The sequence below is a fragment of the Neoroseomonas marina genome, assembly GCF_012927745.1.
Lineage (GTDB): Bacteria > Pseudomonadota > Alphaproteobacteria > Acetobacterales > Acetobacteraceae > Neoroseomonas > Neoroseomonas marina.
This window is the reverse complement of the sequence record NZ_JABBKX010000002.1, coordinates 403175-427679: the sequence shown is the minus strand read 5'-3', so window position 1 is coordinate 427679 and position 24505 is coordinate 403175. Positions and strand designations below refer to the sequence as shown.

General features: G+C 71.0%; 23 protein-coding genes and 1 pseudogene. 17 read left to right on the top strand and 7 right to left on the bottom strand.

Translation table 11 applies throughout. The features are described 5' to 3' along the window. The first annotated feature begins 358 nt into the window (after nt 1-358). The 5 genes from GWK16_RS07315 (at nt 359) to GWK16_RS25185 (ending at nt 5046) form a co-directional block, all read left to right on the top strand. Complete coding sequence (locus GWK16_RS07315; RefSeq protein ID WP_170053284.1) at nt 359-949, top strand: DUF502 domain-containing protein; 591 nt, start codon at nt 359-361, stop codon at nt 947-949. A gap of 165 nt (nt 950-1114) precedes the next feature. Beyond that, nucleotides 1115-2761, top strand: coding sequence for a sulfatase-like hydrolase/transferase (locus GWK16_RS07310; protein ID WP_211187182.1), 1647 nt, complete (start codon nt 1115-1117; stop codon nt 2759-2761). A 91-nt stretch (nt 2762-2852) separates the two neighbouring features. Next, on the top strand, nt 2853-3854 hold the full coding sequence (locus GWK16_RS07305; protein WP_170053283.1) for an HAD family hydrolase: 1002 nt from the start codon (nt 2853-2855) through the stop codon (nt 3852-3854). Nucleotides 3855-3865: 11 nt separating this feature from the next. Then, a complete protein-coding gene (locus GWK16_RS25190) occupies nt 3866-4654 on the top strand; it encodes a transporter (RefSeq protein WP_170053282.1) in 789 nt (262 codons plus the stop codon). Further along, on the top strand, nt 4651-5046 hold the full coding sequence (locus GWK16_RS25185; RefSeq protein ID WP_170053281.1) for a DUF2950 family protein: 396 nt from the start codon (nt 4651-4653) through the stop codon (nt 5044-5046). The genes GWK16_RS25190 and GWK16_RS25185 overlap by 4 nt, the downstream gene beginning before the upstream one ends. Nucleotides 5047-5067: 21 nt before the next feature. Here the strand turns inward: GWK16_RS25185 and GWK16_RS07290 are convergent, their stop codons facing one another. Continuing rightward, the gene (locus GWK16_RS07290) at nt 5068-5973 is read right to left on the bottom strand and encodes a hypothetical protein (protein ID WP_338144426.1); all 906 of its coding nucleotides are present in this window, start codon (nt 5971-5973) and stop codon (nt 5068-5070) included. A 139-nt stretch (nt 5974-6112) separates the two neighbouring features. On the opposite strand from GWK16_RS07290, the gene GWK16_RS07285 reads away from it, so the two are divergent. The 10 genes and pseudogenes from GWK16_RS07285 (at nt 6113) to GWK16_RS07240 (ending at nt 16890) form a co-directional block, all read left to right on the top strand. Beyond that, the gene (locus GWK16_RS07285) at nt 6113-7297 is read left to right on the top strand and encodes a cation:proton antiporter domain-containing protein (protein ID WP_170053280.1); all 1185 of its coding nucleotides are present in this window, start codon (nt 6113-6115) and stop codon (nt 7295-7297) included. Beyond that, nucleotides 7294-7885, top strand: a pseudogene (locus GWK16_RS25850) (DUF2252 family protein). Before GWK16_RS07285 ends, GWK16_RS25850 begins: the two are co-directional and overlap by 4 nt. A 215-nt stretch (nt 7886-8100) precedes the next feature. Continuing rightward, nucleotides 8101-9093: a formylglycine-generating enzyme family protein gene (locus GWK16_RS07275; RefSeq protein ID WP_170053279.1), complete on the top strand. Its 993-nt coding sequence runs from the start codon at nt 8101-8103 to the stop codon at nt 9091-9093. Beyond that, entirely contained in the window at nt 9090-10712 is a 1623-nt protein-coding gene (locus GWK16_RS07270) for an arylsulfatase (RefSeq protein ID WP_248291210.1), read from the top strand. Before GWK16_RS07275 ends, GWK16_RS07270 begins: the two co-directional genes overlap by 4 nt. Then, nucleotides 10712-11698, top strand: coding sequence for an AAA family ATPase (locus GWK16_RS07265; protein ID WP_170053278.1), 987 nt, complete (start codon nt 10712-10714; stop codon nt 11696-11698). The genes GWK16_RS07270 and GWK16_RS07265 overlap by 1 nt, the downstream gene beginning before the upstream one ends. Before the next feature lie 7 nt (nt 11699-11705). Beyond that, a complete protein-coding gene (locus GWK16_RS07260) occupies nt 11706-12647 on the top strand; it encodes a DUF58 domain-containing protein (protein WP_170053277.1) in 942 nt (313 codons plus the stop codon). Beyond that, nucleotides 12644-13084: a DUF4381 domain-containing protein gene (locus GWK16_RS07255; protein ID WP_211187179.1), complete on the top strand. Its 441-nt coding sequence runs from the start codon at nt 12644-12646 to the stop codon at nt 13082-13084. Before GWK16_RS07260 ends, GWK16_RS07255 begins: the two co-directional genes overlap by 4 nt. Next, a complete protein-coding gene (locus tag GWK16_RS07250) occupies nt 13068-14042 on the top strand; it encodes a VWA domain-containing protein (protein ID WP_170053276.1) in 975 nt (324 codons plus the stop codon). Before GWK16_RS07255 ends, GWK16_RS07250 begins: the two co-directional genes overlap by 17 nt. After that, nucleotides 14039-15565: a VWA domain-containing protein gene (locus GWK16_RS07245; protein ID WP_170053275.1), complete on the top strand. Its 1527-nt coding sequence runs from the start codon at nt 14039-14041 to the stop codon at nt 15563-15565. Before GWK16_RS07250 ends, GWK16_RS07245 begins: the two co-directional genes overlap by 4 nt. Then, the gene (locus GWK16_RS07240; protein ID WP_170053274.1) at nt 15562-16890 is read left to right on the top strand and encodes a BatD family protein; all 1329 of its coding nucleotides are present in this window, start codon (nt 15562-15564) and stop codon (nt 16888-16890) included. Before GWK16_RS07245 ends, GWK16_RS07240 begins: the two co-directional genes overlap by 4 nt. A gap of 63 nt (nt 16891-16953) precedes the next feature. On the opposite strand, the gene GWK16_RS07235 is transcribed toward GWK16_RS07240, so the two are convergent. Both GWK16_RS07235 and GWK16_RS07230 read right to left on the bottom strand, forming a co-directional pair. Next, nucleotides 16954-17493, bottom strand: a complete 540-nt coding sequence (locus GWK16_RS07235) for a nucleotide exchange factor GrpE (protein WP_170053273.1) — start codon at nt 17491-17493, stop codon at nt 16954-16956. 92 nt (nt 17494-17585) lie between these two features. After that, entirely contained in the window at nt 17586-18332 is a 747-nt protein-coding gene (locus GWK16_RS07230; RefSeq protein WP_170053272.1) for an aspartate/glutamate racemase family protein, read from the bottom strand. Between the two features lie 162 nt (nt 18333-18494). On the opposite strand from GWK16_RS07230, the gene GWK16_RS07225 reads away from it, so the two are divergent. After that, a complete protein-coding gene (locus tag GWK16_RS07225) occupies nt 18495-19448 on the top strand; it encodes an ABC transporter permease (protein WP_170053271.1) in 954 nt (317 codons plus the stop codon). A 40-nt stretch (nt 19449-19488) separates the two neighbouring features. Next, a complete protein-coding gene (locus GWK16_RS07220; protein WP_248291209.1) occupies nt 19489-20400 on the top strand; it encodes an ABC transporter permease in 912 nt (303 codons plus the stop codon). 30 nt (nt 20401-20430) lie between these two features. Here the strand turns inward: GWK16_RS07220 and GWK16_RS07215 are convergent, their stop codons facing one another. From GWK16_RS07215 to GWK16_RS24975, 4 genes are all read right to left on the bottom strand, one after another. Beyond that, the gene (locus GWK16_RS07215; RefSeq protein WP_170053270.1) at nt 20431-20874 is read right to left on the bottom strand and encodes a hypothetical protein; all 444 of its coding nucleotides are present in this window, start codon (nt 20872-20874) and stop codon (nt 20431-20433) included. Next, a complete protein-coding gene (locus tag GWK16_RS07210; protein WP_170053269.1) occupies nt 20871-21503 on the bottom strand; it encodes a glutathione S-transferase family protein in 633 nt (210 codons plus the stop codon). Before GWK16_RS07210 ends, GWK16_RS07215 begins: the two co-directional genes overlap by 4 nt. Nucleotides 21504-21787: 284 nt before the next feature. Next, nucleotides 21788-23053 (bottom strand): glycosyltransferase, encoded by a 1266-nt coding sequence (locus GWK16_RS07205; protein WP_170053268.1) that lies wholly within the window; start codon nt 23051-23053, stop codon nt 21788-21790. A 1-nt stretch (nt 23054) separates the two neighbouring features. After that, nucleotides 23055-24440, bottom strand: coding sequence for a glycosyltransferase (locus GWK16_RS24975; RefSeq protein WP_211187178.1), 1386 nt, complete (start codon nt 24438-24440; stop codon nt 23055-23057). Between the last annotated feature and the right edge of the window lie 65 nt (nt 24441-24505).

The window sequence follows — 24505 nt, the reverse complement described above, 5'->3', positions numbered from 1 at the left end:
TGACCACCCACGCAAGATCAGTTTGCGGTTCAGGAAACCCGCAGGGCGCTCACAGTAGCCGACAAGCCGCGCTATCCTCCACGAGCGCAACGAACGCCGGAACCGCAACGCCGTGGAGAGGGTTGGGTCGCGCCGCCATGGACCGCAGCGAGCACGGACGACCGCCCCGGGGAGAGGGTCTGGATCCCGGGCGCCCCGTTCCGCATGGGTTCGGGCAGCCGCTGCGTGGCGGAAGCCGCGAGGCACCGCGGCGGCACGAGCGTCGCTCGTCTCATGGGGCGTGATGCCCTCCGCGAAGGGCGTGAGTGGCAACAGTTGGGCGGAGGGCTGACAAGCCATGGCACACCAGGAATCCCGGATGCGCATGCCCTTTCTGCGGGCTGCGCTGGAAGGCCTGATGGTCGTCGTGCCGATCGGCGCCGTCGTGTTGCTGGTGCTGGGGATCCTGCATTCGCTGCGCGACGCGACGGCCCCGCTCGCCGGGGAGTTCGTGCATCCGATGGTGATGGGCATCGTATTGTTCGTCGCCCTTTGCCTCCTCGTCGGATTCATCGTGCGTTCGGCGATCGGGCGGACCGCGCGCCGTGCGCTCGAGGCCACCCTGTTCGAGAAGATTCCGGGCTACCGCCTCGCCAGGGCCTTCACCGCGGAAGGGCCGCTTGGCGGCGGCGACGATAGGCCGATGCGGCCGGCGCTCGTCGCTTTCGACGACGCGCAATGTCCGGCGCTGGTGATGGACAGCCTGGCCGACGGCCGGTTTGTCGTCTTCCTGCCGGGTTCGCCGACATCGATGTCCGGTGCGCTGCACGTCTTCGCCCCGGATCGCGTGACGCTTCTCGACGTGCCGCTGCTGCCCTTCCTCAAGGCGATCTCGTCCTGGGGGGTCGGGCTGGCGGCGCTGATCGAATCAGCGCCGGCCGAGCGGGGCAACCCGCCCGGCGGCGCATGAACGACATGGCGTCCCCTCATCCGACCGGTCCCGCGACGACATCGAACCGGGGCTTGTCGCGGGCCGCGCGCGGCACGGCCAAGTCTCGGCGCGACAGGTCCGCACTGCGCGCCCCGACCGGACCGAGGACCATTCACGCTGGTTGAACCTGAAAGGAACGCCCCGATGGCTGAACAATCCACACGTCGTGACATGCTGCTCGCCGGCGCGGCCTCGGCGGCGGCGGGCACGCTGCCCGCCGGCGTCGCCGCGACACCGGCCAACGTCCAGCTCGCCCAGGCAGCCCAACAGGTCCAGGCGCAGGCGGCGGCGCAGGGCCGCCGCCCGAACATCCTGGTGATCTGGGGGGACGACATCGGTTGGCAGAACGTCTCGTCCTATGGCCTCGCCACCATGGGGTACCGGACGCCCAACATCGACCGCATCGCCAACGAAGGCATCAAGTTCGTCGACCACTACGCCCAGCCGTCCTGCACCGCCGGGCGCGCAGCCTTCGTCACCGGGCAGTACCCGATCCGCTCGGGCATGACGACCGTCGGTCAGCCAGGCGACAGCCTCGGCCTCAAGGTCGAGAGCCCTTGCATCGCCGAGATCATGCGCGCGCAGGGCTATCGCTGCGGCCATTTCGGCAAGAGCCACCTCGGAGACCGCAACGAGCACCTGCCGACCAACCACGGCTTTCACGAATTCTACGGCAACCTCTACCACCTCAACGTCTCGGAGCAGTTCCAGCAGCGCGACTACGAGAACTGGTCGAAGCGCGATCCCAACTGGGAACGGAAGTTCGGCATCCGCGGCGTCATCCACAGCGTCTCGACGGATACCGATGACCCGACGGAGGACCCGCGCTTCGGCCGCGTCGGCCGCCAGCGCATCACCGACACCGGTCCGCTTCCCATCGACCGCATGCGGAACTTCGACGGCGGGGAGGTGATCCCGCGCGCCATCGCCTTCATGCGCAACGCCGTCCAGGCGAACCAGAACTTCTTCGTCTGGCTGAATTCCAGCCGCATGCACGTCTACACGCACCTGCCGGACCAGTGGCGCTACGCGGTCGAGAACATCACGAGCGAGGCCGATCTGCACGGCTCGGGCCTGATGCAGCATGACAACGACGTCGGCACGGTGCTGCAGGCGCTCGAGGAGATGGGCGTCGCCCGTGACACCATCGTGCTCTACAGCACCGACAACGGCCCGGAGCATTCGTCCTGGCCGCACGGCGCGACGACGCCCTTCCGCGGCGAGAAGATGACCACCTGGGAAGGCGGCGTGCGCGTGATCTGCATGGTGCGCTGGCCGGCGCGCATCCGCCCCGGCCAGGTGCTGAACGGCATCCAGTGCCACCAGGACCTGTTCACGACCCTCTCCGCCGCTGCGGGGGAGGCTGACGCGGCCGGCAGGATGATGCGCGAGAAGCGGCAGTACATCGATGGCGTGAACAACCTGCCCTACTGGCTCGGCGAGCGGCAGGACAGCGCGCGCGACCACATCTTTCACTATTACGAGAGCACGTTGATGGCCCTGCGGATGGGGCCGTGGAAGTGGCATTACTCGACCAAGGAGGACTATTACGCCGATGTGGTCCCGCGCACCGTGCCGATCCTCGTCAACATCCGCATGGACCCGATGGAGAGCTACACCAGCAAGGACAGCTACGGGCATCTCCTGCAGAAGATGTCCTGGCTGATGGCGCCGATGGGCGAACTGGTCGCGAACCACATCAAGACGCTGCAGGACTACCCGCCGGTGCAGGGCGGCAAGTCCTTCGACATGTCCGATGTGATCAACCAGACGCTGCGAACGCGGCAATAGGCGAATGGGGCCGGGTTCGGATACCGCCACGGAGGCGCCCGGCGATGTCGCCGGGTGCACCGTCGGGGCCCGCGCGATAGGGCAAGGTGGCATGACCGGACATCCCGTTTCCCGGCGCCTGACCCTTGGCGTCATCGGTGCCGCCGCCTTCGCCGGACGCACCTTGGCGCAAGGCGGCGGTGACCCTCTGCCCTCCTGGCGTCCGGGCGCGCGTCGCGACGCCATCCTGCGTTTCGTCGCCGAGGTGACGCGCGACGGCGGGCCCGGCTTCGTCCCGCCGGCCGAACGCATCGCCGCCTTCGACAATGACGGCACGCTTTGGGTCGAGCAGCCGCTCTACGTCCAGTTCATCTTCATCCTCGACCGCGTCCGCGCGCTGGCGCCACGGAACCCCGCCTGGCGCGACGATCCTGTCTTCCGCGCCGCGATCGATGGCGACCTGCGGGCCGCGACCGCCGGCGGCACCGCGGGGCTGCTGCGCCTCGCCGGCGCGGCGCAGTCCGGCCTTTCGCCCGAAGCGTTCCAGGGCGTGGTCGCCGAATGGCTCGCCGGCGCGCGCGACCGGCGCTGGGGGCGCCCCTACACGGCGCTCGTCTACCAGCCGATGCTCGAGCTTCTGGCCTTCCTGCGCGCCAACGGCTTCACGACCTTCATCGTCTCGGGCGGCGGCGTCGACTTCATCCGGGCCTTCGCCGAACCAGTCTACGGCGTCCCGCCCCACCAGGTGATCGGCACGACATTCGCCCTGCGCACCGGGGACCAGGACGGGCGCGTCACCCTGACGCGCGAGCCGCAGATCGACTTCGTGGACGACGGCGCGGGCAAGCCGGTCGGCATCTCGCGGCACATCGGGCGGCGGCCGATCGCGGCCTTCGGCAATTCCGACGGCGACTATGAGATGCTGCGCTTCGTCACCGAGGGGCCCGGCCCGCGCTTCGGGATGATCGTCCACCATGACGATGCTGAACGCGAATACGCCTATGACCGCGACAGCCATGTCGGCCGTCTTTCCCGCGCCATGGACGAGGCGCCGGATCGCGGCTGGCAGCTCGTCTCCATGCGCGACGACTGGTCGCGCATCTTCCCTGGCTGAGGAACCCGTCGATGCCGAGGGTGACGCCGTTCCGCATCGCATGCTGTGCAACGCTTCTCGCAGCACCGGCGCTGGCGCAACCGAACGATGCCGATCTCGCCGCCCAGCTCGCCAACCCGGTCGCCGCCCTGGTCAGCGTGCCGTTCCAGAACAACCTCGATTTCGGCGGCGGCACCGGCGACGCCTTCCGCTACACGCTCAACATCCAGCCGGTCGTGCCGGTCACGCTCACCTCGGACTGGAACCTGATCGTCCGCACGATCCTGCCGGTGCTGTACAATGAGCGTGTCTACCCCGACCACCGCGCCGGACTCGGCGACATCACGCAGAGCTTCTTCTTCTCGCCCGCCCGGCCGGTGAACGGGATCACCTGGGGCGTCGGGCCGGCCTTCCTCTATCCGACGGGGACGGACGGGCTCGGCCAGCGGCAGTGGGGCGCGGGGCCGACCGGCGTCGTGCTGCGGCAAAGCGGCCCATGGATCTACGGCGCCCTGGTCAATCACATCTGGGGTCTCGGCGGCGCGCCGGATGGCACGCAGTCCGCCAATTCGAGCTTCCTCCAGCCCTTCATCAACTACGTGACGCCGTCGCAGACGACCTTCTTCCTCAATACCGAGACCACCTACGATTGGTCGCGCCAGCAATGGACGGTTCCGATCAATGCGGGCGTCAACCAGCTCGTCACCATCGGCGAGCAGCGCGTGCAGGTCGGCGCCGGCGTCCGCTACTACGCGGAGAAGCCGGATGGCGGGCCGGATTGGGGCATCCGCCTCAACCTGGTGTTCGTGTTCCCGCGATGAGCACCCGATCCGCCGTGACCGTGACCTCGTGCGCGCCGCGACGGGTGGGACGAGATCCCCTCGCGGGCCGTGTCGGCATGTCGTTGGCCCGTGCGGGGCATCGGTGCCAAGTCCTTGGGGATTGCCGCACGGACTTCCGCGGACCCGAGGGCGAGCGCCAGGGGCCTGCGGCGCCCGGCGGGGCGATGGACTATGTCGTCAACGGCCACATGACCGGGGGCTTCGCCATCATCGCCTCGCCCGCCCGCTGCGGGTCCACCGGCATCAAGACGTTCATGATCAGCCATGACGGCATGGTGTGGGAGCAGGACCTCGGCCCCGGGACCGAGCGCGAGGCGGCCGCCATCGAAGCCTTCGATCCCGATCAGGATTGGCCACGCGTGGCCGAGTGATCGACCGTCGCCCGCCGGGTTCTAGCGCGGGGCCTGCGTGGGCGGGCCGCCGGGACCGGGTGCGAAGCCGCCGATCGTCCACTCATAGGCGCGCGCGCTCGGACGGAGGTCGCCGAACCGTGGCGCACCCAGGTCCAGCACCAGCGTCACGACGGCGGTGAGCATCAGGCTCAGGACGGCCGGCAGCAATCGCTCCGTATCCCGTCGTAGCCCGAGGTGGAAGCCGAGCGCCGCAAGGGCGATGGTCGGCATGCTGGTGATCAGCAACAGGATTTGCGGCGGTACCCCCAGCGCGAAGCCGAAGCGCGACGCGGTGGCGCGGTCGAACGCTTCGTTCAGCGACGCCATCAGATAGCCGGCCACGGCGTCGGTCCGTTCCTGCGTGATGACCGTCAGGTTCCGCCAGATCCCCGTCTGCAACGTCGCCGTGCGCCGATTGATCTCCGCGAGTTCCGGCGAACGCGCCTCCGCCTGGACGAAGGCCAGCCGCAGATCCGCATACTCGCGAATCTGCGCGGCGATCTCCGGGCCCTTCGGGTGACCGACAGCCATGGCGCGCAGCCAGGCGGTGCCTATCGCGTTGGCTTCGGCCAGGGTCCCCTGGCGGCGTTCCTCGAAGCGCGCGCTGGCGTACGACAAGGTCAAGGCCAGGACGAATCCCAGCAAGCCCAGCATGCTGCCGATGATGACGCCACCGCCCTCCCGGGCGGCTTCCTCGGATGCGCGCCGCAGGCCGGTGCGCCTGCCGCCTTCGAAGGCGGCGATCAGGACGACGAACAGCGCCGCGCCGAAGGCCAGGCTTCCGAGGCTCGCAACGGCGATCGAGACGGTGGTAAGCACGGGACCCTCGCTGTTCGTCGGCCCCCGGAACCGTGCCGGAGATGCGGCGGGGCGGCAACGATCCGGGCCCCGGCGCCGGATCGGCACGCCTTGCGGACGCGCTGGGTTTGCTCCTGGCGAAAGAGTTCTGGATCGGAATAACCTGCCCTTCCACCTATGAGGGCGCGGGCGGTCGCGAGCGGCGTCTTGATCGCGTCGCGCCCCCATTGGGCGAGGAACCGACGGCGTGCATGATGCTGACCATCTCGGTCTGATCGCATTCTTCGTTGCGATCGCCGTTGCTGCGGCCGTCCCCGCCCTGCTGCCGCGCCTCGCGGTGCCGGGCGTGGTCCTCGAGATCCTGCTCGGTTCGCTTCTGGGTCCCCCTGGCCTGGGGTTGCTCCAGGTCGGCCCGATCGTCTCGCTGCTGGCGGATCTTGGCCTGGCTCTCCTGTTCTTCATGGCGGGCTTCGAGGTCGACCCCGCGGTCCTGCGCGGCAGGCCGATGCGTCTCGCCGTCGGCGGCTGGGTCGCCTCGGCCGTCATCGGGGGGGCCGTCGCCTTCGCCTTGCACGGCTTCGGCATCATCGAGGGCCCTGGCTTCGTCGCACTGGCCGTCACGACGACCGCGATCGGTGCGCTGATGCCGATCCTGCGGGACGCCGGCCAGCTCGGTCCGCCCTATGGCCCATTGGTGCTCGCCGCGGGCGCCGTGGGGGAGGCCGCGCCGATCATCGGGCTCTCTCTCCTTCTGGCCGGCGCCGCCAGTATCGCCTCGCAGTCGGCCATCCTGCTGCTGGGTGCGTTGGCTTCCCTCGCCGCGGTGATCGGCGCGGCGCGCTTCAGCGAAGGCCGCTTCGCGGCGTTGATGGCGCGCACCATGGGCGGCGCAGGCCAGTTGCCGCTGCGCCTCGCGCTGCTGCTGACCGTCGTGCTCGTGGTGCTGAGCGAGACCGCCGGCGTCGATCTCGTCCTCGGGGCCTTTGTCGCCGGCGCGATCGGTCGCGCCGCGATGCCGCATGATCTCCATGAGTCGCTGATGGCGCGCCTTGACGGGGTCGGCTACGGGCTGCTGGTCCCTTGCTTCTTCATCGCCTCGGGCGCACGCCTTGAGGTCGGCGCGATACTGGCGGAGCCGCTCGCGATCGCACTGATGCCGCTGTTCGCGGCCATCATGCTCGCGGCGCGAGGGGTTCCCGCGATGCTGCTCTATCGCGGCGACCTCGACCGCGGGCAGCGTGCCGCACTCGCGCTGCATCTCGGTACGCAGCTGCCGCTGGTCGTCGCCATTGCCAGCCTGGCGGTGCGGCAGGGCGCCATGCCGGCCTGGCAGGGCACGGCCCTGGTCGGCGGCGGGATCCTGACCATCCTGATCTATCCCATGCTTGCCGGCCGATTGCTGCGGCGTTCGGCCAGGATCCCCCCGCCATGATGCCGCCCGGCCGCGGGGAACCGGCGCGTCCCGTCCTTTCGCCTTCTCGGCCCGTCCACGGTGCGGAGGTCTCTCCCATGGGCAAGAAGCCAGCCAGGGTCCGCGGCGCGGACGCGGCAGCGTCGGCCGACACTGCGCCGCTCGTCCTGCAGTTCAAGGAGGCGGTTGCGTCCGTCCTGGAGCCCTTCGCGGGCGCCAGCACGCACCCGCATCACGGCCAGCGCGTCGTCGTGGGACAGCGCCTGATGCAGCCCGTCTCCGACATCTTCCTCGGCTGGACGACGGGCCTCGAGGGGCGACACTTCTACGGCCGCCGGTTGCGTGACGCGAAGATCAAACCTCTGGTCGAGAGCTTCGACACGGACACGCTGCTGATCCACGCCGAGCTTTGCGGCTGGTCCCTCGCACGCGCGCACGCCAAAGAGTTCGGAGGTGGCGGAGATCGCCGGCGACCTCGGTGCGAGCGATCGGTTCGACGAGGCCATCGGTCGCTTTGGCCTGGCCTATGCCGACCAGGCGGAACGCGACCATGATCAGCTCAAGTCCGCCGTGCGACGAGGTGCCGTGACGGTCTCCGAGGAAGAGTGAGACCCCGCATGCTGCGTGCGCCCCGCCGCCGGAAGGGATGCATCTCGCTCCCGAGGCCGTGTGCCGGTCCGGAGATCGCGCGGGCCCGAGGTTCAGGGCATCCGATGGTTCAACATGGACCAGGATGCGAAAGTTCGGCTTTCATACTGGCCTGTGGCGACGACGCGGCCATGCTGGCACTCGGCGCCAGGGCGCACATCGACGGGGAGTGAAGGATGTCGCCCGTACCGCGACAGCGTCATGCACACGCCGCCACGGCGCGCCATCACGGGATGACGCATGTGCCCGGCGGCACCTTCCTCATGGGTTCCGATCATCATTATCCGGAGGAACGGCCGCAGCACGCGGCAACCGTCGCCGGCTTCTGGATCGACGAGACCGCCGTCACCAATGCTACCTTCGCGGCCTTCGTCGAGGCGACCGGCTACGTTACCGTGGCGGAGCGGCCGCTCGATCCCGCCATGTATCCTGGCGCCGACCCGGCGATGCTCGCGCCGGGCGGGCTGGTGTTCCGCATGACGCAAGGGCCCGTGGACACGCGCGACGTGTCGAACTGGTGGCATTGGACGCCGGGCGCCTTCTGGCGAGCGCCCGAAGGTCCGGGAAGCGACCTTGCGGGCCGCGGGGAGCATCCGGTGGTTCAGGTCGCCTACGAGGATGCGGAAGCCTATGCGCGCTGGGCGGGCAAGGACCTCCCGACAGAAGCCGAGTGGGAATGTGCCGCACGCGGCGGGCTCGACGGGGCGGAATACGCCTGGGGCGATGAACTCGCGCCGAACGGGGAACATGTCGCGAATACCTGGCAGGGCCCCTTCCCCTGGCGGAACTTCGCCGCCGATGGCTTCGAACGCACCTGCCCGGTTCGCTCCTTCGCGCCCAACGGGTACGGCCTCTACGAAGTCTGCGGCAATGTCTGGGAATGGACCACCGACTGGTGGGGCGCGAAGCACGCCGCCGACCCGAACAAGCCCTGCTGCGCGCCGGTCAATCCGCGCGGGCCCTCGATCGAAGGCTCCTACGATCCGGGCCAGCCGGCAATCCGGATCCCGCGCAAGGTCGTGAAGGGCGGTTCGTTCCTGTGTGCGCCGTCCTATTGCCGGCGCTACCGGCCGGCCGCGCGCCACGCACAGATGATCGACAGCGGGATGAGCCACATCGGCTTCCGCTGCGTCATACGGGACTCGGCCAAAATCGGAGGACAGGCATGAACGAGCAGGACACATCGGGTCGGATGAACCGGCGCAGCATGTTGCTCGGCGGGGCGGCGACGTTGGGCGTCGCCCCTCAGCTGGCGCAGGCGCAGCAACGCCCTGCCACGCCTGCGCAGGCGCCGCGCCCCGCACAGGCGCCGGCACCGGCCGCCGCCCCGACCAGGCCCAACATCGTGGTGATCTTCGGCGACGACGTCGGCCAGTCCAACATCAGCTACTGGACGCGCGGCCTGATGGGATACCGCACGCCCAACATCGACCGCATCCACAATGAAGGCATGACCTTCACCGACTACTACGCCGAGCAGTCCTGCACCGCCGGCCGGTCCACCTTCATCACCGGCCAGTGCACGCTGCGCACCGGACTGTCCAAGGTCGGCCTGCCGGGCGCCTCCGCGGGCATGCAGGCCGAAGACCCGACCATCGCGACCATCCTCAAGGGCATGGGCTACGCGACCGGGCAGTTCGGCAAGAACCATCTCGGCGATCGCGACGAGCATCTGCCGACCGCGCACGGCTTCGACGAGTTCTTCGGCAATCTGTATCACCTCAATGCCGAGGAAGAGCCGGAGAACGAGGATTATCCGCGCGATCCGGAATTCCGCCGCCGCTATGGTCCGCGCGGCGTGATCCGCAGCTATGCCGACGGCCGCATCGAGAACACCGGCCCGCTGACGCGCCAGCGCATGGAGACGGTGGACGATGAATTCCTCGCCGCCGGCCTGGACTTCATGGATCGCCAGAAGGCCGCGAACAAGCCGATGTTCGTCTGGCTGAACTCGACGCGCATGCATGCCCGCACCCACGTCCCGCCGACCTTCCGCGGCCGGTCAGGCCTGAACGAATACGCCGACGGCATGCTCCAGCACGACGATTGGGTCGGCAAGATCCTGAAGAAGATCGACGACCTCGGCATCGCCGACAACACCATCGTCATCTACTCGACCGACAACGGCCCGCACTACAACACCTGGCCCGATGCGGCGGTGACGCCGTTCCGCAGCGAAAAGAACTCGAACTGGGAAGGCGCTTACCGCGTACCGGCGGCGATCCGCTGGCCCGGCAGGATCCAGCCGGGCGTGACCAACCAGATCTTCTCCGGCCTGGACTGGTTCCCGACGTTGATCGCCGCGGCAGGCGACGCCGACATCAAGGCGAAGCTGCTGGCCGGCTTCACCGTGGGTGGGCGAACCTACAAGGTGCACCTGGACGGCTACAACCAGCTGCCGCTGCTCACGGGGCAGACCCAGGAAGGCGGGCGCAAGGAGTTCTTCTACTTCAACGATGACGGCCAGTTGGTCGCCATGCGCTACGAGAGGTGGAAGCTCGTCTTCCTGGAACAGCGCGCTCACACGATGCAGCTTTGGCGCGAACCGTTCGTCCCGCTGCGCGTGCCCCTGCTGTTCGACCTCAGGATGGACCCCTACGAGCTCGCGCAGCACAACAGCAATACCTACCAGGATTGGTTCTTCAGCCGCGCGTTCCTGGTTGTTCCGGCGCAGGCGATGGCGCGGCAGTTCCTCGAGACCTTCAGGGAGTTCCCGCCGCGGCAACGGCCGGACTCCTTCAATCTCGACGGCGTCATGCGCCAGATGGAACAGTCAGCGACGCAGTGATGCCCGACGCGGTGCCGACCGATGCGCGCACGGCCTTCACGGACCTGCGTGCGCGCATGGCGCAGGCCATCATCGGCCAGGAGAATGTGATCGAGCGCCTGCTCATCGCGCTCCTGGCCGATGGCAATGTGCTGGTGGAGGGCCTGCCGGGCGTGGCCAAGACGCGCTCGGTCAAGGCGCTCGCGAAGAACCTGGATGCGACGTTCCGGCGCATCCAGTTCACCCCCGACCTGCTGCCCGCCGACGTGGTGGGCAGCACCATCTACGAACAGAAGACGGGCGAGTTCCGCTTCGAGGCAGGCCCCGTCTTCGGCAACATCATCCTGGTGGACGAGATCAACCGCGCACCGGCCAAGGTGCAGTCGGCGCTTCTCGAAGCGATGGAGGAACGCCAGGTCACGGTGGGCGGCGCCACCCATCCGCTGCCGCCGCTGTTCCTGGTGATGGCGACGCAGAATCCGATCGAGCAGGAAGGCACCTACCCGCTGCCCGAGGCGCAGCTCGACCGCTTCCTCATGAAGGTTGCGGTGGACTACCCGCCCGCCGCGGATGAAGGCGCCATCCTCCGCCTCGTCCGCGGGGAGGAACAGGCGAAGCACGGCCCCGCCGCCGCGGCACCGGCGCCCATCCCGCAGCAGGCGGTGTTCGATGCCCGTGCCGCGATGTCGCACCTGACCGTCGCGCCGGCGATCGAGGACTACATCGTCGCCCTCGTCTGCGGCACGCGCGATGCGTCGGCTCTCGACGGCGAACTCGCGGGCTGGATCGAGGTGGGTGCCAGCCCGCGCGCCTCGATTGCGCTGGACCGCGCCTCACGCGCCCACGCCTGGCTCGCCGGGCAGGACCACGTGACGCCGGAGAATGTCCGCGCCATCGCGCCGGACGTGCTGCGCCACCGCCTGATCCTCAGCTACGAGGCGACCGCCGCGCGCGTGACCGCCGAAGCGGCGGTGGAGCGGCTGATCTCCGTCGTCGCCGTGGCGTGACCGCGCCATGGACCCGCGCATCGTCCCGACGCTGGAAAGCCTGATCGGCCTGCAGCACGAGGCGCGCGGCTTCTCCTTCCTGCATGGCCAGCCGGTGACGAGCCTGCTCGCCGGCCGCCGCGCCTCGCGCATCCGGGGCCGCGGACTGTCCTTCGAGGAGATCCGCGGCTACCGCCCGGGCGACGACATCCGCCTGATCGACTGGCGCGCCAGCGCGCGCACCGGCCGCACCCAGACCCGCGTCTACACCGAGGAACGCGACCGCCCGGCGCTGCTGGTGGTCAACCTCACCACCGCGACCTTCTTCGGCACGAAGCACGCGACCAAGACCGCGATCATCGCCCAATCCGCCGCACTCGCGGCCTGGCGCAGCCTGCAGTCCGGCGACCGCGTCGGCGCGGTGCTGTTCGGCGACGACGGCATCGAGGAACACCGCCCCCATCGCAGCCGCGCCGCGGTCATGCGCATCCTCGGCGCGATGTCGGCGCGGGCGGAGCGGCTCGCCGCCGCGCCGTCGCGCCCCGCGCTGCCCGGGGCGTTGAACGCCGCGCTCCGCGCCGCCGAGGCGATGGTGACGCATGACTGGCTGGTCCTGGTCGTCGGCGACGCCCAGGCGGCCGACGAGACGAGCCGCGAGATCCTCGGCCGCATGGCACGGCACAACGACGTGGTGGGGATCGTCGTCTCCGATCCGCTGGAGCGCGCCTTGCCGGCGGCGCCCTGGCGCGGCGTCGCGACGGACGGTGCACGGGTCGGCGTGCTGGATCCGGCGCGCGACGGTCTCGGCGAAAAGGTGCCGCGCAGCCATGCCGAACGCATCGCCTGGCTGCGGGACTCCGGCCTCAGCCTGCAGATCCCCGTGCTGCCGATCGGCACCGAGGAGCCGGCCGCCCCGCAGTTGCGCCGGATGCTCGGCGCCGCCGCGTCACCGCGGCAGGTGCGCCGGTGAACCCCGGCGCAGGTCCGTCGCGGGCGGCGATGCACGGGCTGATCCTGCCGCCGCCCGTGACCTTCTGGCCGTCCACGCCTGCCTGGTACGCACTCTTCGCGGTCATGGCGCTGCTCCTGCTGTGGCTGGGATGGCGCGCCTGGCGGCGGTGGCGGGCCGACGCCTATCGGCGGGAGGCTCTGGCCGCACTGCGCGATGCGAAGGGCGCCGAGATCGCCGCCATCCTCAAGCGCACGGCCCTCGCGGCCTGGCCGAGGGCGGCGGTCGCGTCGCTCTCGGGCCCGGACTGGGCCGCGTTCCTGCGCCGCACGGCGCCGCGCGCGCGCCTCGACACCGCGGCGGCGGAGCGGCTGGCGCGGCTCGCCTATGCCCCCGCGCCGTCCGATGCGCGCCGCGATGCCGAGCGTTGGGTCCGGTTCCATGACGCTCGCCTTTGACCATCCCTGGGCTTTCGCGCTGCTGCCGCTGCCCCTGCTGGCGTGGTTCCTGCTGCCCGCCTACCGCGACCAGAGCGTCGCGCTGCGCATGCCGTTCCTCGAGCGCCTGGCAGGACCGGGCGCGCCGCCGCCGGAAGCGCCGCGCGCCGGGGCTCCTCGGCTGGTGCTGGCCGGCCTCGCCTGGCTGCTGCTCGTGACGGCCACCGCCGCGCCGGTCCGCATCGAACCCCCCGTGACGCGCGACACCGGCGGGCGCGACGTGCTGCTGGCCCTCGACCTCTCGGGGTCGATGGACACGCCCGACATGCCCGGGCCGGACGGCAGCAGCATCAGCCGCGTCGACGCCGCCCGCGCGGTGCTGAAGACCTTCATCGCGCGCCGCAAGGACGACCGACTGGGGCTGATCGTCTTCGGCTCGGCGGCCTTCGTGCTCGCGCCCTTCACCCGCGACCACGCTGTGCTGACCGGGCTGCTGGACGAGACCTTCCCCCGCATGGCCGGGCCGCAGACCATGATCGGGGACGCCATCGGCCTCGCCGCCCGGACCTTCGAGCATGCGCAGGTGCAGGGCCGGCTGCTGATCCTGCTGACCGACGGCAACGATACCGGCAGCCGCGTGCCGCCCCGCCGCGCGGCGGAGATCGCGGCGCGGCTCGGCGTGCGGATCTACGCCGTCTCGCTCGGCGACCCGGCGGCGGCGGGCGAGGCCGCGCTCGACATCCCGACGCTGGAGGGGATCGCCCAGGCCACCGGCGGCGCGTATTTCCACGCCACCGACCCGGCCGCGCTGGCCGGGATCTACCGGCGCATCGACCAGATGGAACCGACACCGGCGCAGGCGCAGTCCTGGCGGCCGCGCACGCCGCTCTTCGCCTGGCCGCTCGGCGCCTTCGCGATCCTCGCGGCGCTGCTGCTGCTGGTGCCTGACCTGCGCGCGCTGGGGCGGCGGCCGGCATGAGCGCATGGGCGGACTTTCTGGGGGCCTTCCACGTCCTGCGGCCCTGGTGGCTGCTGCTGGCGCTGGCCGGGCCCGCGGCATTGCTGCTGGACCGCGCGCGGCGGCAGGAAGCGGGCGGCTGGCGCGGCGTGGTGGCCCCCCATCTGTTGGCCGCGCTGCTGGTCACCGAGGGCCCGCGCGCGCGCCTCCGCCCGGCCGTGCTGGCGGCGCTGCTGTTTCCGCTGGCCGCGCTGGCGCTGGCAGGACCGAGCTGGCAGCGCGAACCGAACCCCTTCGTCACCGACCGCGCGACGATGGTCGTGGCGCTCGATCTTTCGCGCGCGGCGAACCCCGTCCTCGATGCCGGCAAGCGCAGGATCCGCGACCTGGTGGCGCTGCGGGCGGGGGCGCGGACCGGCCTCGTCGCCTATGCCGGCACGGCGCACCGCGTGCTGCCGCCGACCGACGATGCCAGGCTGATGGAGACCTACCTCGCCGCGCTGACACCGGATGTGATGCCGCGGGACGGCGCGGCCGCCGCGGCGGCCCTCGGCGTGGCCACCGGCATGCTCGACGCCGAACCGGGCGCGGGGACGGTGGTCTTCGTCACACCTTCGGTGCCGGCGACGGAGGCGGCAGCCTTCGCCGCCGCGGCACGGGCGACGCGCCACGGCGTGCTGCTGCTTGCCACCGGTGGCGGGCCGTTCGACGGCGCGCCCGGTGCCGCGGTCGTCGCGCCCACGCCGGACACCGCGGATGTGATTGCGATCGCGGCGCGCGCGCAGCGCCATTTCGCGCTGGCACCCTCCGACGATCCGACCATGCGATGGCGCGATGCCGGGCCGTGGCTGGCGCTGTTGCTGGTCCCCGTCGCGGCGGTCTTCGCGCGCCGGGGCTTCCTCGCGGCGATGCTGGTCGCGATGCTGCTGGCCGGACGTCCGGCGCAGGCGGCGGATGGCGGCGCCGACTGGTTCTGGCGACTGTGGCTCACCCCGGACCAGCGGGCGCAGATGCTGCTCGACCGCGGCGAGCCGGCGCGTGCGGCGGCGCTGTTCACCGACCCGATGCGCCGCGGCGCGGCGCTGTTCGCCGCGGGCGACTACGACGGGGCCGCGGCCGCCTTCGCCCAGGCGCCCGGCGCGGTCGCCGCCTACAACCGCGGCAATGCGCTGATGATGCGCCCGCAGGGCTGGAACGAAGCCATCCCGGCCTATGACAGGGCGTTGCGGCTTCGCCCGGACTTTCAGGAGGCGGAGCAGAATCGCGCCGTCGCCGAGGCCTTCCGCCGCCAGCAGCAGGAGGCCGAGGCGCAGCGCGCCGCCAACCAGACCGACGAGCCCGAGACGCACCCGCCCGACCCGAGCCAGATTGTCGCGGACCAGACGCCGCAGCAGGACCAGCAGCAGGGCGAGGAGCCGCCGCAAGGTCCGCAGCAAGGCCTGTCGGACGACCAGATCCAACAGATGTGGATGCGCCGCGTGGGCGGCACGCCGGCCGATTTCCTGCGTCAGCGCTTCGCGCGCCAGGCGGAGGCGGCGCGATGAGGTGGCGTCCCACCCTGGCGCTGATGCTCCTCGCGACACCGCTTCGGGCGCAGGCGCCCGATCCGGCTCACGACGGGCCTCCCCTCGTGCTGCGCCTCGCCGTCGCACCTGCCGGGCCGGTCTGGGTGGGCCAGCGCATCGCGGTGACGCTGACCGCGCTGACCCCCCTGCGCTTCGCGGACCCGCCGTCCTGGCCCGATCTTGCCGCCACGCAGGGCCGGATGATCCTGCTGCCCGAGGGCGGCACCGTGCCTGGCGTGGATCGCGTGGATGGCAAGGACTACGTGGCGTTGCAGCACACCTATTCGGTCTTCGCCGCGGAGGCCGGTCCACTCGTCATCGCGCCCGTCGCGATGGCGCTGCGCGTCGGCGGTCCGAACGGCCAGCCGGTGGAGGCGCACGCCACCACGACGGAAAGCCGGATCACCGCGCGACTGCCGCCCGGGGTATCGGACGTGACGCGGCTTGTCGTCGCGCCGTCCTTCCGCATGACGGCGGCGATCGAGGGCGACGTGGGCCAGCTTCGCGCAGGCCAGGCCGTGGTGCGGACGCTGCGCATGCAGGCGGACGACACCACGTCGATGCTGCTGCCGGCCGGTGCCTGGGGCAGCCCGGAAGGCGTGCGCGTCTATCCCGACCCGCCCGTCCTCCAGGACCGCAGCGAGCGCGGCATCTTCCACGCGTCCCGCAGCGAGCGCGTCGCCTTCGTGCCGGAGCGCGCGGGGCCCCTCGAACTGCCGGGCTTCGCCGTGACGTGGTTCGATCCGCGCAGCGGCCGATCGCGGGAGGTGAGGGCCGATGCCGTAAGGCTCGACGTGCTGCCGGCGGACGCGCCGGGCACGGAGACGGGAACGACGGCCGGCCGGTGGGCTGCGCTGCTCGGTGCCGCCGGAATGGGCTTGCTGATCGTCGGGGGGATCGCCTGGGGTTGGCGACGCCGCTCGGGGCCGCATCGCTGCGAAGCACCTCCGATCACGGCGCTGGCGCGCGCCTGCCGGAGCGGCGACGCCCAGGCGGCTGTGCGCGCCCTGTATCGCTGGAGCGATGCCGTGCGCCCGCCCGGCGGAGAGCGGACCATCGCTGCCCTGGCGCGGCAGGCCGGGGTGCCCGCGCTCGCGCGCGAAGCGCAGGCCCTGGAGGATCGCGCCTTCGGCGCGCGAGATTCACGTTGGACCGGCTCTGCGCTGCTCGATGCCGCCCGCCGAACGGAACGCGCCCTGCGCAACCGGGCTGGACAGGTGTCCACGCCGGCGTTGCCCGCGCTCAATCCGGCGGCCGCACCGCGTCCCGCGCCGCGCATGTCCCAACCACGCTGGGTGCGATGACGCCGCCGACAGGATCCTGCGCGGCAAGCCGAGGGGAGAAGTGTCCTTCTCCCCCGCGTCCTTTCATTTGGCGACGACGACCATCGCCGGCTTGAGCAGCCGCCCGTTCAGCGTCCAGGCCGGGGTCCAGCACGCCGTCACGGTGCCGGACAGCGTGCCCTCGGGTGCCGGCTGTTCGGCCATCGCCTGGTGCATCTCGGGGTCGAAGGGCTTGCCGGTCGGGTTTTCGGACTTCACGCCGTTCCGCTCGAGGATCCCGAGGAAGGAACGTTCCACCCCTTCGATGCCGTCGCGGATCTTGGTGAGCACCTCGGGCTCGTTGGCCTGCTTCCCGGGCAGGGCCTCGATGCCGCGGCGCAGGTTCTCGGCCGCCTCGACGACGTCGCGGGCGAATTTCTGGGTGGCGTAGGCGCGGGCTTCCTGCACCTCGCGCGCCGTGCGGGCGCGCAGGTTCTGCATCTCGGCCTCGGCGCGCAGCCACTTGTCCTTCAGCGTCGCGACCTCGGCTTCGAGCGCGGCGATCCGCTCCTCCGGGGTCGGTTCGGGGGCGGTTTCGGGGGTGATGGCGGCCTCTTCGGGCTGCGGTTCCGGCTTGTCGGTCATTCTGAATGGCGTCTCGTACTACGGGGGGCGGCCAGGCGGCCGCCGGGTTGCCCTTCACCTAGGCGGCCCGGGGGCCAGGGGCAAGCCGCGGGTCAGGCCGGGCCGGCCATGAGCCGTGCGAGCGCCGGGGAAAGGCCCTGTTGCGGCGCCTGGGGCACCCGTTGCGGCACGGCTGGCGGGGTGCCCAGCGCGGCGACCAGCGCGCAGTCGAGGCTGTCGAGCACCGGGACCCGCACGAGCGGCGCCACGCGCTGCGCGAGGCCCGCGAGACCCGCGCCGCCCAAGACCACCGCGCCGGCGCCGTCGGCAGCGGCCTGGGTCGCGGCCCCGGCGAGGAGGGCGACGGCGCCTTCGGGGTCGCGGGCGATCATGTCCCCGGTGGGGGCGACCCCGCGCACCAGAACGCGGTCGGGCCCGTGGCCGCGGATGAGGGCGAATTCCTCGAGCATCGGGATCCAGGCGGCGCCGCCGGTCAGCAGCGCGATGCGCGGGGCGATGGCGAAGGCGGCGGCCAGCGAGGCATCCGCCATGCCGTGGACCGGGATCGGCAGCAGCTCGCGCGCGGCCTCGATGCCCGGTTCGCCGAAGCAGGCGATGATGGCGGCGTCGAAGCCGCGGGGATTGTCGGGGCCGATCTGCTCGGCCAGCGCGGCGAGGACGGCGTGGCCGGCGATGGCGACGGCGGCGCGCGTCGCGATGTAGCGGGCGCCGAAGGGCGCCGTGGCCGGCACCAGCTCGGCGGGCGGCAGGCCGAGGCGGGGCAGGGCCTCGGCGGCGCGGGTGGCGACCAGGTCGGTGATGGCGGGATCGGTGTTCCCGTTCAGCAGCAGCAGGCGCATCCGGATCGATCAGCACGCGGGCAGGCAGGGCGCAACCCCGCCCGCACGGCGGGCAGGATGGCGCAGCTCTGGGCAGGGCTGGGCCGATGCGGGGCGCCGTCGCCCCCCGGGGGGAGGTGGCACGACCCTTGCTGCATCCCGGCAGTCCCATGGGATGACCGCATGCTGTTCTACCTGATCCGCCGGATCATCTACGCGATCCCGATCGCTCTCGCGGTCGGGTTCGTCTGCTTCATGCTGGTGCAGATCGCGCCGGGCGATCCGATCAACGCCATCGTGCCGGCGGATGCGCCAGGCGACGTGGTGGAACAGGTGCGGCGCGACTACGGGCTCGACAAGCCGTTGCCGGTGCAGTTCGGGATCTGGCTGTCCAAGGTGGCGCAGGGGGATCTGGGACGGTCGCTGGCGACCGGGCGCAGCGTGTGGTCCGACCTGTCGGGGGCGATCCAGAACACGCTGATGCTGGCGATCGCGGCGTCGCTCATCGGCTTCACGCTGGGCTGCGTGCTGGGCGGGCTGGCGGGGACCTTCCGCGGGTCCTTCGTCGACCGCGCGGCGGTATCGGTCGCGGTCGCGGGCGTGTCGGTGCCGCATTACTGGCTCGGCATGGTACTGGTGGTGATCTTCTCGGTGCAGCTGAACTGGCTGCCCGCGATGGGCGCGGGGCCGGGCGGGTCGGGCGACTGGGCCTGGGACTGGGAGCATGTGAAGCACCTGGTGCTGCCGGCGGTGACCCTCGCCGTCATCCCGATGGGCATCGTCACGCGCACGGTGCGCGGCATCATCGCCGAGATCATGAACCAGGAATTCGTCACTGCGCTGCGGGGCAAGGGCCTCACGCGCGGGGGGATCTTCCTGCATGTCGTGAAGAACGCGGCGCCGAACGCGCTCGCGGTCATGGGGCTGCAGCTCGGCTACCTGATGGGCGGGTCGATCCTGGTGGAGACGGTGTTCTCCTGGCCCGGCACCGGGCTGCTGCTGAACAACGCGATCTTCCAGCGCGACCTGCCGGTGCTGCAGGGGACGATCCTCGTGCTCGCGATGTTCTTCGTGGCGCTGAACCTGGCGGTGGACCTGGTGCAGACGGCGCTCGATCCCAGGATCAAGCGCGCATGACCGCGCGACGGATCAAGCGGGGCGTGAGGAGAGACGGTCGATGAGCATGTCCACGACACCCTCCGCCGCCGAGGCCGAGCTGGCGGTCCAGGCGAAGCAGTCCGTCGCGAAGAGCCAGGGCTATTGGGCCGGCGTGTGGAAGCGGCTGCGGCGCGATCCGCTGACCATCGCCTGTGCGGCGGTGCTGCTGGTGATGTTCCTCGCCATCGTCTTCGCGCCGCTGATCGCGCCGCAAGATCCCTACCAGGGGTCGATGATCCGCCGGCTGCGGGCAATCGGGACGACGAACTATCCGCTCGGCACCGACGAGCTCGGCCGCGACATGCTGACGCGACTGCTCTACGGCGGGCGGCTGTCCTGGTTCATGGGGATCACGCCGGTGCTGCTCGCCTTCGTGATCGGGACGTTCCTCGGCGTGCTCGCGGGCTTCGCGGGCGGGAAGGTCAACATGGCGATCATGCGGACCACCGACATCTTCTACGCCTTCCCATCCGTGCTGCTGGCGGTGGCGATCTCGGGCGCGCTCGGGGCCGGCATCGTGAACGCGATCCTGGCGCTGACGCTGGTGTTCATCCCACCGATCATCCGCGTGGCGGAGAGTGTTACGACGGGCGTGCGGAACCTCGACTTCGTGGATGCGGCCCGGGCGTCGGGGGCGAGCGCCTTCACCATCGTGCGGGTGCATGTGCTGGGGAACGTGCTGGGGCCGATCTTCGTCTATGCGACCTCGTTGATCAGCGTGTGCATGATCCTGGCGTCGGGGCTGTCGTTCCTGGGTCTCGGCACCAAGCCGCCGGAGCCGGAATGGGGGCTGATGCTGAACACGCTGCGCACGGCGATCTACGTGCAGCCCTGGGTCGCGGTGCTGCCGGGGGCGTGCATCTTCGTGACGAGCATCTGCTTCAACCTGCTGAGCGACGGGCTGCGGCAGGCGATGGACGTGAAGGGCTGACGCCCTTCGCATTCCGGGCTGCGGACCTCACTACCAGAAGGGCAGGAACCCCTCGATGATCGCGCGCGTCAGCCGTTGGTTCGACCGCGCCCACGGGTCGTCCGTGTAGAAGACCGGCTCGGCCGGTTCCCAGCCGGAGCAGGTCCAGTCGGACTGGCGCGCGAAGAAGGCGACGAACGCATCGCGGTCCGGCCATTGGGCGATCGGCGGCCCCGGCTGGTGCCCGTCCTGGATCTCGCACAGCATCACGCCGGTCGCGGTGCGGATCAGGCCATGGCCGCAATAGTCGCGGTGGTGGGCGTGGATCAGGCCTTCGCCGTCCCGGCACCAGCTGAGCTCACGCCAGAGCCGCGACGCCAGCCTCTCCCCGAAGGGCGTTCGGTCGAGCCTGGCGGCGAGGCGCTCGCGCTCCGCGCGATTGGACTCGTAGTAGGCCCGCAGATAGGCGTCGTGGTCGTCCGGCGGGTCGCTCATGTCATCGGCACGGCGACCCGGCGCTGGAAGCCGGGGCGCTCGCCCACCTTGGCATACCAGGCCGCGAGGGCGGGGAAGTGCGGCATGCCCTCGACGCGCACTTCCTCGCCGAACCAGCGCCGCGCGTAGCAGCCGAGCACGATGTCCGCGACCGTCATCGCCGCGCCGTCGATGTAGGGGCCACCGTTCCGCGCGACATGCGCGTCGAGCATCGCCCAGCAGTCGCCCGCCGCCTTCGCCGCGGCCATCACCGCATTCATGTCGCGCTTGTCGGCGGGCGTGCGCACCAGGCCCCAGAAGAGGTTGCGCTCGGCCGGCGAGAGCGTGGAGAGCTGCCAGTCCATCCAGCGGTCGGCACTCGCGCGCGCCGCCGGATCGGCGGGGTAGAGGGCGCTGCCGTGCTTCATCGCGAGGTAGCGCAGGATCGAATTCGATTCCCACAGCACGACGCCGCCATCCTCGATGGTCGGCACGCGGCTGTTGGGATTCATCGCGCGATAGGCCGGCGTGTCGACCACGCCATGCTCCATGCCGGCATCGACGCGGTCATAGGGAAGCCCGAGCTCGTCGAGCATCCACAGCACCTTCTTGACGTTGACCGAGTTTACCCGGCCCCAGAGCTTCAGCATCCGTTCCCCCGCGCAGCAAAGTGCGGGGGGAGAAGGGAACTTCTCCCCCCGGAGCCCCCCCTCAACCTTCCTTGACACCTGGGGACTGACCGCCGCGGGCGGCGCCAGGTGACCAGAAAAGGGAGGGGGTTCGGGGGCACGGAGCCGCTTCTACCGAACTCGCATGCCGCCCGGCTGACCCTAACCCATGATGGGCCGCTTAACAGGTTCAAATCGGGGACAACCCATGTATGATTGCAAGTAGATAGGCGCGGGCATCGTAAACTGATCCGACGGGACACGCGTCACGGTCGCGCCACCGCGCTCCTGGCTTCGCCGGGCTCCCCGGCGCCGGCCCGGCTGCCAATCCGGCGCAGCAGCTCCACGATCGGCTGTACCGTCGAATCCCACAGGAGCGAGCGCAACGCCGGGTGATCCGCATCGGGGCGTTCGGGCGCGCGCTCGAGCGCCGCGAGCACCGCTTCGCGGAAGGACGCCGGGGCATCGCCCGCGACGGTGAGGCCGGCAAGATCCTCGAATCCGTCGAAGCCGCGGAGCGCCGTTGCGCTCGCCACCACCGCGCGGCCCGATAGCAGCGCCTCGGCAGTCTTCACGTTTGACCCGCCCCCGTAGAGGATGGGCACCAGCAGCACATGCGCGTTCGCGATCAGCGCATCGAGCGTAATCGTGTCCACCTCGCCCATCACTTCGAGCCGGCCAGACAGGTGGCCGGCGGCGCCGACGCGCTGCATCTCCTCGAGCACCGGCGCGCCCATGCGGCCCGCCACCACGATCCGATGGTGCGGACGCAGCCCGGCCAGCGCCGGCGCTACTAGTTCGAGGAATCCGGAGACGTTCGGCGGGTGTTCGCTTCCGACCACCAGCGCGTAGCGCTGCCCAGGCACAAGCGGCGCCGGCAGCACGTCCAGCAAGTGGTTGCGGTCCCGCCGCATCCCGCCATTCGGCGCGATGACGACCTCGCGCGCGCCCCAAGCCGTGAAGGCCGCGCCGTCCGCCGCCGTGCAGGCCACAACCGCCGCGGCACTGCGTACGAGATCGGTTTCCAGCGCCTCGATCGCCGCGAGGAGATGCTCCGGTACCGAGATGCCGGTGTCCCGCGCAATGCGGCGCTTGAGCTGCGTCTCAACGTTCTGGCTGCTGTAGACCACTGGCACGGTTCCGGAGGCGACCTGCGGCAGCCGAGCCACCAGCGGCCAGGTCCAGGGGTGCTCGAGCAGAATGACGTCCGCCTCCGCCTGCGCCACCAGCCGGTCGCATTCCGCGAGGACAGGCGGGCAGTCAAGCACGCCGGTGACCGAGGCGAAGTCGCCGATGACCGACAGGCAGGCCGGCTGCGCGACATAGTCAGGGCGTGTCCAGAAGCTGGTCGGCGCGATGTCGATCAGCGGCTCGCGCTTGTCCTCGCGGTGATCGGGTGGGCGGAAGCCGATCGCCAGCCGCGACACGGAAAAGCCGGCCTCCTCGATCACCCGCGCGATGTGATGGCTGCGCAGTTGCCCGCCATGGCGCGGGCGCAGCGTCGTGTGTGTGCTGAACTGCAGGATGCGCACGCTAGCCGTCCGCGCGCGCCGAGAGTAGCGCCGCGAGCAGCGGCGCAATCGCCGCGGCCGAGCCCCCCCAACTTTCGGCATCGACCAGCCCAGCATCGCCGCGCGGCGCCGTGGCGATGCGGCGCAGCCCCTCCAGCCAAGCTTCCGCGTCTGCCACCAGCAACGCCGCGGCGTCGGCACCCGGTAGCGTGGCCACCGGGCAGCCGAAGGCTCGCGCCTCGGCCAGAGCGAAGGCGGCGAGCACGGGGTCGTTGGGCACGAGCACGGCCTCGGCGGACCGGTAGAGCGCGGCCAGGAACTCGTCCGGGCAGCGATCGATCCAATGGATGCGCTCGCCGAGCAGCGAAGTCGCTTCGAGCGCCGCCGCGGCGTGCGATCCGGGCTCCTCGCCGCCGGTCACCACCAGGTCGAGGTCGAAGCCGGGCTGCTGCGCGGCGACCTCCCAACTGCGCACGAGCCGCTCCAGGCCGGCGCACCCCCGTGGTGGCGCCTCGAACAGCGCGAAGCGGCGCGGACCGGTCAGCCCGGCTGGGTCTGGGACCCGCGCGTGCGCCTCGGACAGGTCCACCAGGGTTGATCCAGAGGGGACCGCCGCGACCTCCGGTGCGGGTAGAGCGTGATCCGCGGCGAAGGCCAGCAGCCCGTCGCGATCGCTCGCGGAAAGTACCACTAAAAGGCTCGCCACAGCCAGCAGATCGAGGGTCGTGGCCTCGAGCGCTGTCGCCGGCAGGTCGGCCAGTGCGCCGGCTACAGGGAGGCGGCCTGGCACAGCAGGTGCGAGCGCCGCAACGCGCAGGCCACTGTAGCGGTCATCCTCGCGAAGCCTGCGCAGCGGCGCCGTGCCGCCTTGCGCGCCGACTGTCCAGAGCAGATCGCCGGCCCGAGGATGCACGATCGCGCGCAGCCGTGTTAGGCGCGGCGGTGATGCCGCCGGCGGTGCCTGCTCGCCGGTGGCCCCGAGCGCGGCGGCTGGACGTGGTTCCGGCGGGGTGCGGCCACGCAGCACGGTCCGCACGATCGCACGACCATGGATGAGAACAGCGCGGCTGTCCTCGCGGATCGGTTCCGGCAGCATGCGGATGGCGTTGCGCGCCACCGCCCGGGCTGCCGCGGTCGCCATTCGTAGTGGCGCCAGCCTCGAACGCGGCGGCGTCGGCTCGGGCGTCGGCTCGGGCGCCGGCTCGGGCGCCGGCTGCGGCGCGGCAGCGCGCCAGCGCGTCCGAGGCGTCGGCGGGCTGAGTATCGCGGCGACCGCGTCTTCGTCCAGGGCGCAGATCGCGCCGGTCTCGTCGAAGGCGACCGGCAGCGCACGCAAATCGTCGCGCGCAAGCAGGACGCGGGCGATCGCCGCCTCGGCCCGAATGGCGCTGCCATGCGTGCGGCGCATCGGCCCGGTCAGGTCGACGAGAAGCCGCCCACTGGCGGCTAACCGACGCCCGGCGCGGCGATTAC